10 protein-coding genes are annotated in these 7,803 nt (G+C 69.2%); 2 read left to right on the forward strand and 8 right to left on the reverse strand.

Annotated features, from left to right (window positions below; genetic code table 11):
- Positions 1-385 (forward strand): PD-(D/E)XK nuclease family protein (locus BDIM_RS17670; RefSeq protein WP_211205994.1); only part of this gene is annotated, 385 nt, incomplete at its 5' end.
- Positions 386-511: 126 nt separating this feature from the next.
- On the forward strand, positions 512-844 hold the full coding sequence (trxA, locus tag BDIM_RS14740) for a thioredoxin (RefSeq protein WP_003166386.1): 333 nt from the start codon (positions 512-514) through the stop codon (positions 842-844).
- A 157-nt stretch (positions 845-1,001) separates the two neighbouring features.
- Here the strand turns inward: trxA and BDIM_RS14745 are convergent, their stop codons facing one another.
- The 8 genes from BDIM_RS14745 to BDIM_RS14780 all read right to left on the reverse strand — a co-directional run.
- Positions 1,002-2,288 (reverse strand): bifunctional folylpolyglutamate synthase/dihydrofolate synthase, encoded by a 1,287-nt coding sequence (locus BDIM_RS14745; protein ID WP_003166387.1) that lies wholly within the window; start codon positions 2,286-2,288, stop codon positions 1,002-1,004.
- A gap of 15 nt (positions 2,289-2,303) precedes the next feature.
- The gene (locus BDIM_RS14750; RefSeq protein WP_003166388.1) at positions 2,304-3,200 is read right to left on the reverse strand and encodes an acetyl-CoA carboxylase carboxyltransferase subunit beta; all 897 of its coding nucleotides are present in this window, start codon (positions 3,198-3,200) and stop codon (positions 2,304-2,306) included.
- A gap of 11 nt (positions 3,201-3,211) precedes the next feature.
- A complete protein-coding gene (trpA, locus tag BDIM_RS14755; protein WP_003166389.1) occupies positions 3,212-4,054 on the reverse strand; it encodes a tryptophan synthase subunit alpha in 843 nt (280 codons plus the stop codon).
- The gene (locus BDIM_RS14760) at positions 4,051-4,560 is read right to left on the reverse strand and encodes a hypothetical protein (RefSeq protein ID WP_040346344.1); all 510 of its coding nucleotides are present in this window, start codon (positions 4,558-4,560) and stop codon (positions 4,051-4,053) included. The genes trpA and BDIM_RS14760 overlap by 4 nt, the downstream gene beginning before the upstream one ends.
- Positions 4,560-5,783, reverse strand: a complete 1,224-nt coding sequence (trpB, locus tag BDIM_RS14765) for a tryptophan synthase subunit beta (RefSeq protein WP_081461922.1) — start codon at positions 5,781-5,783, stop codon at positions 4,560-4,562. The genes BDIM_RS14760 and trpB overlap by 1 nt, the downstream gene beginning before the upstream one ends.
- 33 nt (positions 5,784-5,816) lie before the next feature.
- The gene (locus BDIM_RS14770) at positions 5,817-6,455 is read right to left on the reverse strand and encodes a phosphoribosylanthranilate isomerase (protein WP_003166392.1); all 639 of its coding nucleotides are present in this window, start codon (positions 6,453-6,455) and stop codon (positions 5,817-5,819) included.
- 145 nt (positions 6,456-6,600) lie between these two features.
- The gene (locus BDIM_RS14775) at positions 6,601-7,341 is read right to left on the reverse strand and encodes a 16S rRNA pseudouridine(516) synthase (RefSeq protein WP_003166393.1); all 741 of its coding nucleotides are present in this window, start codon (positions 7,339-7,341) and stop codon (positions 6,601-6,603) included.
- Between the two features lie 34 nt (positions 7,342-7,375).
- Positions 7,376-7,803: class I SAM-dependent methyltransferase (locus tag BDIM_RS14780; protein ID WP_155818747.1), on the reverse strand; the 428-nt coding region annotated here is incomplete at its 5' end.

A 7,803-nucleotide genomic window follows, 5' to 3' on the forward strand; every position in this document is an offset into this window, starting at 1 on the left:
CGCCGAGATGATCGCCGCCGCCTTCGGGGTGCTGGACGACGCCCGCTTCGCCCCCGTCTTCGGTCCCGGCAGCCGCGCCGAGGTCGCCCTGACCGGGACCGCGCCCGACCTGCCGTCCGGCGTGTCGATCTCCGGCCGCATCGACCGGCTCGTGGTCACGCCGCAGCGGGTGCTGGTGGTGGATTTCAAGTCCAACCGCCCGGCGCCCGATCAGGCCGAGGACGCCGATCCGGCCTATATTCTGCAAATGGCGATCTACGCCGCCGTCCTGCGCCGCCTCTATCCCGACCGCGCGGTCGAGGCGGCCCTGGTCTGGACCGACGGGCCGAAGCTGATGGCCCTGCCGCAGGGCCTGATGGACGCCGCTCTCGAAAATGCGCGTTGATTTGTCGGGGATTCGCACCCACATCTGTGGCCGAACGCTGGCGCTACAGTCAGCGCGCGATTATCAAATGCGCTCAAGCAGCGAGCCGCCGCGCGGCGAGCGATAGCGCTCTTAAGGAGATCATTCATGGCGACTGTGAAAGTCACCGACGACAGCTTCGACGCCGACGTCCTGAAGTCCTCGACCCCCGTGCTGGTGGACTTCTGGGCCGAGTGGTGCGGCCCCTGCAAGCAGATCGGCCCGGCGCTGGAGCAGATCGCCGACGAACTGGCCGGCAAGGTCACGGTGGCCAAGGTCAACATCGACGACAGCCCCATGGTCCCGTCCAAGATGGGCGTGAAGGGCATTCCGACCCTGATGCTGTTCAAGGACGGCCAGATGACCTCGATGAAGGTCGGCGCCATGCCCAAGGGCAAGATCGTCGAATGGCTGGCCGAAGCCGGCGTGACGGCCGACTGACACGACATTCTCCCTCCCCTTCATGGAGAGGGCGGCTGAGCCCGCAGGGCGAAGTCGGGTGGGGCGGCGTTTCGAAAGAGGCGCCGCCTTTTTCTTTGTTCGCTTTGCTACGCGACCACCCTCCCCGAGACGTGGAGGGAGAGGCCTGGCGTTTGCTTCAGACCGGCCAAGTCTCGCGGCTGGCGCCCAGCACCTCGCCCGCCAGATACAGCGAGCCGCAGATGACCACCCGCCCGGCGCCCAGGGCCAGGGCGCGGTCCAGCGCAGCGTCCACAGATCCCGCCGCCATGGCGCCGAAGCCGCGTCCTTGAGCGACGGCGGCCAGGGCCTCCGGCTCGGCGGCCGTTCCGTCGAAAGCGACGGTGAAGACCTGGGCGTCGCTCCCCTTCAGCGCCTCGAAGAAGCCGCCTGCGTCCTTGTTGGCCAGCATGCCGACGATCAGGGCCGTGGGGCGCGGGGCGCGCGTCTGGCGGTCGGACAGGGCGCGGGCCAGGGCGCGGGCGGCGTGCGGATTGTGCCCGCCGTCCAGCCACAGTTCGGCGTCGGCCTTCTGGGCCTTCTCGGCATAGGGACCAGCCGTCAGCCGCTGCATCCGCGCGGGCCAGCGCACGGCCTTCAGCCCCTCGGCGATGGCGGTCTCGGGCAGGTCCAACTCCAGCGCGGCGGCGATCGCCACGCCCGCATTGTCGAACTGGTGCGCGCCGGACAGGGCGGGTGCGGGCAGGTCGAGAAACCGCTCCTGATCCTGATAGACGAGACCCCCGCGCTCGGCCCAGGCGTCGAAATCCACGCCCATGACGGTCAGGGGCGACCCGACCTCGGCCGCGCGGCGCTCGATCACCGCCATGGCCGCCTCGGACTGGCGCGCCACGACGCCGCGCGCCCCGGCCTTGAGAATGCCCGCCTTCTCGCCCGCCACGTCTTCAATGGTCGTGCCCAGAAACTCGGCGTGATCCAGATCGACCGGGGTGATGACGCTGAGCAGGGGCCGGGCGATGACGTTGGTGGCGTCCAGCGATCCGCCGAGGCCCACCTCGATGACAGCCAGGTCGGCGGGCGTCTCGCTCATGGCCAGAAGGCCCGCCGCCGTGGTGCTTTCGAACACCGTGGCTTCGCCGCCGGTCTGGGCCATCGCCGCCTCGACCCGGTCGAGGATGGCGTTCAGGGCGTCATCGCTGATCAGCGTCCCGGCCAACCGGATACGCTCGTTGAAACGCACCAGATGCGGCGAGGTATAGGCGTGGACGCGCAGGCCCGCGGATTCTGCGATGGCCCGGATCAGGGCGACCGTCGAGCCCTTGCCGTTGGTGCCCGCGACATGGACCACCGGCGGCAGTTTATCCTGCGGATTCCCGAGCGCGGCGCACAGCGCCCGCATCCGATCCAGCGACAGGTCGATGCGCTGGGGATGCCGGGCGCGCAGGCGTTCCGAAATCGGGTCCATGAAAAGAGCCTGCGGTTAGGCAGCCTTCTTCTGGGCCGCGCCGCCCATCAGCATGGACAGGATCAGGCCCAGCGTCGTCGGCAGGTCGCCGCGCGACACCACCTTGTCCACCATGCCCTTGTCCTTGAGGTATTCGGCGCGCTGGAAGCCCGGCGGCAGTTTCTCGCGGATGGTGGTCTCGATCACGCGCGGACCGGCGAAGCCGATCAGGGCGCCCGGCTCGGCCAGGTGAACGTCGCCCAGCATGGCGTAGGAGGCCGTGACCCCGCCCGTGGTCGGGTCGGTCAACACCACGACGTAGGGCAGCTTGGCCGCCTTCACTTCCTGAACGGCCAGGGTGGTGCGGGCCATCTGCATCAGGCTGAGGGCGCCTTCCTGCATCCGCGCCCCGCCGGCGGCCGTATAGCAGACTAGGGGAACGTTGCGCTTCACCGCTTCACGCGCGGCGGCGATGAAGGCCTCGCCCGCCGCCATGCCCAGCGAACCGCCCATGAAGGTGAAGTCCTGCACGATGACCACGGCGGGGGCGCCGCCGATGCGGCCGTAGCCGATGGCCATGGTGTCCTTGCGGCCCGCCGCCTTGCGCGCCGCCGACAGGCGGTCGCGATAGGGCTTGCCGTCCGAGAATTTCAGCGGGTCCTCCGGCACGTCGGGCGTGTCGATGCTCTCGAACAGGCCGTCGTCGAAGGTGGCCTTCAGGCGCGTCGGCGCATTGATCCGCATGTGACGGCCCGACGGCGTGACCCACAGGGCCGCCTCCAGGTCCGAGCGGAACAGCATCTCGCCTGTGTCGGGGTCCTTGACCCACAGATTGTCCGGGGTGTCGCGCGGGCTGACGATCTTGCGCACGCCGGGCGCGAAACGCGACAGCCAGCCGCCGCGAGCCTTGTTCTCGGGATTTTTATCGACCATGGGCGGGGCCTTTAAACGGTTTCCGTCACGGAAGCACTAGTTCTCGCCGTCTTCACAGCATCGGCCAGGGCCTTCACCTTGGCCAGAACGCGAGGAACGGCGGGTTCGTTCGCCTCAAGAGCGGCGGCCACCTCGTCAACGAAGACCGAGCCGGCGACCACGGCGTCGGCGACGCGGGCGATCTCGGCGGCGCGTTCCGGCGTCTTCACGCCGAAGCCGACAGCGACAGGCAGGCCGGCCGCGCGGCGCACGCGTTCGACGGCGGGCGCCACATCGGCGGCCACAGCCTCCTTCACCCCCGTCACCCCGGCGACCGAGACGTAGTAGACGAAGCCCGAGGTGCCCTCGGCGATGACCTTCAACCGCTCGTCGTCGGACGTCGGCGTGGCCAGGCGGATCAGCGACAGATCGGCGGCCTTCAGCGCGGCCAGCAGGGGGGCCGCCTCTTCCGGCGGGCAGTCGACGACGATGATTCCATCCACCCCGGCCTCGGCCGCATCGCGGGCGAAGACCTCATAGCCGTAGGATTCCACCGGGTTCAGATAGCCCATCAGGATCAACGGCGTGTCCTGATCGCCCTTGCGGAAGTCCGCGACCAGATCGAGCGTGCCGCGCAGGGTCATCCCCGCCTTCAGCCCGCGCAGGGCGGCGCGCTGGATCGGCGGCCCCTCGGCCATGGGGTCGGAAAAGGCCAGACCCAGTTCGATCAGATCGGCGCCTGCGGCGGGCAGGCCTTTCAGAATTTCCAGCGCCTCGTCCCGGCTGGGATCGCCGGTCATGACATAGGGAACGAAGCCGGCCCGGCCCTCGGCCTTCAGCTTGGCGAAGCGGGCGTCGATGCGTGCGGTCGTCACTGCGCCGAACCTCCCGAAGGCGTTGTCGGAGCGGCGGGCGTCGCCGTGCAGACGTCGCCCGGAATGACGGCGAAGCCCAGATAGCCCGGCGCGGTCGCCTCAGCGGGCTTGGTCTCGTCGTAGAAGGCGACCATCTGCAGGCCGTCGCAGCCGCCGCCGTCGCGGCGACGCACGAAGATGACGCGGTTGTCGTCGCCGTCGGCCGCCAGCCAGTTCAGCGTGGCCAGATGCTCCGTATAGGCGTCGGCCAGGGCGCCGATCTGATCCAGTTGGGCCGTCACGCAGAAGGCCGGACTACGCAGCAGGCCGCCGCAATCGGCCGCCTCCGTCGCTGGCGGAAGAACCGGCATTCCCGTGGCCGCCGGGCCGGGCGGAATGGTCGGCGCGGTCTGCACGGGCGCCTGGCCAGAAGTCGTCTGGGGCGCCGGCGCCGCCGTGTTCTGCGCCAGGGTCAGGGTCGGTGAAACAGCCGCCGCGAGGGCGGCGATCAGCAGGGTCTTCATCATCACAGCTCCACGCCCAGGTGTTGGGCCACGGTGTTGATATCCTTGTCGCCCCGGCCCGACAGGACGATCACCAGATCGCCGTCCTTGCCGATCTGCTTGGCGACCTCGCGCGCGCGCGCCAGGGCGTGCGAGGCTTCCAGCGCCGGGATGATGCCTTCCAGCTTGCAGAGCTGCTGGAAGGCCTCCAGCGCCTCGTCGTCGGTGCTGGACAGATACTCCGCCCGGCCCAGATCGTGCAGCCAGGCGTGCTCCGGCCCGATGCCCGGATAGTCGAGGCCCGCCGAGATGGAGTGACCCTCCAGAATCTGGCCGTCGGCGTCCTGCAGCAGATAGGTGCGGTTGCCGTGCAGCACGCCCGAGCGCCCGCCCTTCAGGCTGGCGGCGTGGGCGGGGGTGTCCAGGCCGTGGCCCGCCGCCTCGACCCCGATCAGGCGCACGCCCTCATCGGCGATGAAGGGGTGCATGGCGCCGATGGCGTTCGATCCGCCGCCGATGCAGGCCATGACAGCGTCGGGCAGGCGGCCGATCTGGCGCTGGCTCTGAGCCTTGATCTCCTTGCCGATCACCGACTGGAAGTCGCGCACCATGGCCGGATAGGGGGCCGGGCCCGCCGCCGTGCCGATGATGTAGTAGGTGTCGGCGACATTGGTGACCCAGTCGCGCATCGCCTCGTTCATGGCGTCCTTCAGCGTCGCCGCACCGGCCGTCACCGGGTTCAGCTCGGCGCCCAGCAGCTTCATGCGGAAGACGTTCGGCTGCTGCCGGGCCACGTCGACGGCGCCCATGTAGACCGTGCAGGGCAGGCCGAAGCGAGCGCAGACCGTGGCCGAGGCGACCCCGTGCTGACCGGCGCCGGTCTCGGCGATGATGCGCGTCTTGCCCATGCGGCGGGCCAGCAGGATCTGGCCCATGCAGTTGTTGATCTTGTGCGCGCCCGTATGGTTCAGGTCTTCGCGCTTCAGCCAGATCTTGGCGCCGCCGAAATGCTCGGTCAGCCGCTCGGCGAAATAGAGCGGACTGGCGCGGCCGACGTAGTGCTCCAGATAGCCGTCGAGTTCGGTCTGGAAGCTGGGATCCGCCTTGGCCGCCGCATAGGCCGCCTCCAGCTCATGGATCAGCGGCATCAGGGTCTCGGGCACGAAACGACCGCCATAGGGGCCGAAACGGCCCTCGGCGTCAGGCCAGGCGTAGGAATTCGAGAGAGCGTTCACGGTCTGGGGCACAACGTAAAGTCTTCAGGGAGGAAGGCGACGAAATCAGGACCGCGATGCGGCGTCCAGAAAAGCTTTGATCAGGGTGCGGTCCTTAACACCCGGCGCGCTTTCGACGCCAGAGGACACATCGACCATCGGCGCCCCTGAAATCCGCACCGCTTCGGAAACATTTTGCGGGCCCAGCCCGCCCGCGAGGAACCAGTTTGCGGGAAGCGCCCGGTTCTGCATCAGCCTCCAGTCGAACGAGGCCCCCACCCCGCCGGGCAGATCGGCGCCTTTGGGCGGCCTGGCGTCGAACAGCAGATGATCGGCGACGCCGGTCCAGTCGGCCACGCTCGCGAAGTCCGCCTCGTCCTGGATCGGCAGGGCCTTGATGATCCCCGCTCCCGTCAGCCGCCGGACCTCGGCCGCGCGCTGCGGCGTCTCTTGGCCATGCAGCTGGATCAGATCGGGCCGCAGGATCAGCGCGACCTCGCTCAGCAGGGCGTCGTCGGGATCGACCAGAACAGCGACCACCTTGGCGCGCCCTCGCGCCCGGTCGAACAGGGTCGCGGCGTGCAGCGGCGGGATGTGGCGCGGGCTCTTGGGAAACACCACCGCCCCGACAAAGGCCGCCCCGCCCTCCAGCGCCGCATCCAGCGTATCCGGCGTCGTCAGGCCGCAGATCTTGGTGAGTGTCATGGCGGTGAGGTGCGCGACTGCGGAGGACAGGTCAAGCGCCAGCCCTCTACCTCCCGCTCGCCCCGGCGGACGCAGGGGCCCAGTTCTTTGGCTGCAAGCGCAGCGTATGAGGTTCTCACGGGATCCCGGCCTCCGCCGGGATGAGCTAAGAGACGAAGATCGAAGCGATCTCGTCCTCGGTCAGCAGCCGCCATTCGCCCGGCGCCAATTCATCCGGCAGCACCAGCCCGCCCAGCCGCTCGCGGTGCAGGGCCTCGACGTGGTTGCCCGCCGCCGCGAACATCCGACGCACCTGATGATAGCGCCCTTCCGTCACCGTCAGCAGGGCCTCGGTCGGCGACACCACCTCCAGCACGGCAGGCGCCAGCGGCTTGTCCTCGCCCTCCAGCACCAGCTCGCCCGAGGCGAATAGCGCCCCTTCCGTCCCGTTCAGAGGCCGCGCCAGCGTCGCGCGATAGACCTTGGCCACATGGCGCTTGGGCGAGATCACCCGGTGCAGTAAATCGCCGTCGTCAGTCAGCAGCAGCAGGCCGCTGGTCTGCTTATCCAGCCGCCCGATGGTCGAGATCGCCGGATCGCGCCGCCGCCAGCGGTCGGGCAGGACGTCATAGACCAGCGCCCCGTCCTCCTTGTGCGAACAGGTCATGCCCAGCGGCTTGTTCAGCAAGACGACCAGACCGGCCACCGGGTCCAGCGGCTCGCCGTCGATCTCCATGCGGCCGGGCAGGTCGGGCGTCACCGGAATGCGCTTCGACACATCGGTCAGATCGGCGCCGTCCAGCACGATGCCGCCAGCCTTGCCCAGCCGCGCCATCTCGGCCCGCGAGCCGTAGCCCATCGAACCCAGCAGCTGGTCCACGCGGGACGTCGGAATCTTCTTGCTCATGCCCTGTCGCCCTTCGGGCTGCTTGAGGGCGGGATCACTTCACCGCCTCGAAAACCTTGTAGCCGCCCTGATCGACCACCATCCGCACGCGCTTGAAGGCGGCGTCCAGTTCGGCCTCATAGGGCAGGTGGCGGTTGGCGACGATCCAGGCGGTTCCGCCCTTCTTCAGCATCTCGGCCGCCTTGCGGATAAAGGCCTGGCCCAGCCGCCGGTCCTCGTCTCCGCCGTCATGGAAGGGCGGATTGCTGACGATGAAGTTCAGATCGCCTGCCCCCTCCAGCGTCCGCACGTCAGCCCAGTCGAAGCCGGCCCGCGCGTCGTCGACATTGCGCTTCGCCGCCTCGACCGCGCGCCGGTCGATGTCGACCAGCCGCAGAGCCGTCACGGCGGGCGCGCGCAGCACCACCGTCGACAGCGCCCCGAAGCCGCAGCCCAGATCGGCGCCCGCCCCCTTCAGCGGCG

Origin of the sequence: Brevundimonas diminuta ATCC 11568, assembly GCF_000204035.1 — a bacterium.
In the GTDB taxonomy this organism is placed as follows: domain Bacteria; phylum Pseudomonadota; class Alphaproteobacteria; order Caulobacterales; family Caulobacteraceae; genus Brevundimonas; species Brevundimonas diminuta.

Bases quoted from the DNA above. Each gene is read 5' to 3' on its own strand.
- trxA (WP_003166386.1), top strand. From the start codon at position 512: ATGGCGACTGTGAAAGTCACCGACGACAGCTTCGACGCCGACGTCCTG.
- BDIM_RS14745 (WP_003166387.1), bottom strand. From the start codon at position 2,288: ATGGACCCGATTTCGGAACGCCTGCGCGCCCGGCATCCCCAGCGCATC.
- BDIM_RS14750 (WP_003166388.1), bottom strand. From the start codon at position 3,200: ATGGTCGATAAAAATCCCGAGAACAAGGCTCGCGGCGGCTGGCTGTCG.
- BDIM_RS14760 (WP_040346344.1), bottom strand. From the start codon at position 4,560: ATGATGAAGACCCTGCTGATCGCCGCCCTCGCGGCGGCTGTTTCACCG.
- BDIM_RS14770 (WP_003166392.1), bottom strand. From the start codon at position 6,455: ATGACACTCACCAAGATCTGCGGCCTGACGACGCCGGATACGCTGGAT.
- BDIM_RS14775 (WP_003166393.1), bottom strand. From the start codon at position 7,341: ATGAGCAAGAAGATTCCGACGTCCCGCGTGGACCAGCTGCTGGGTTCG.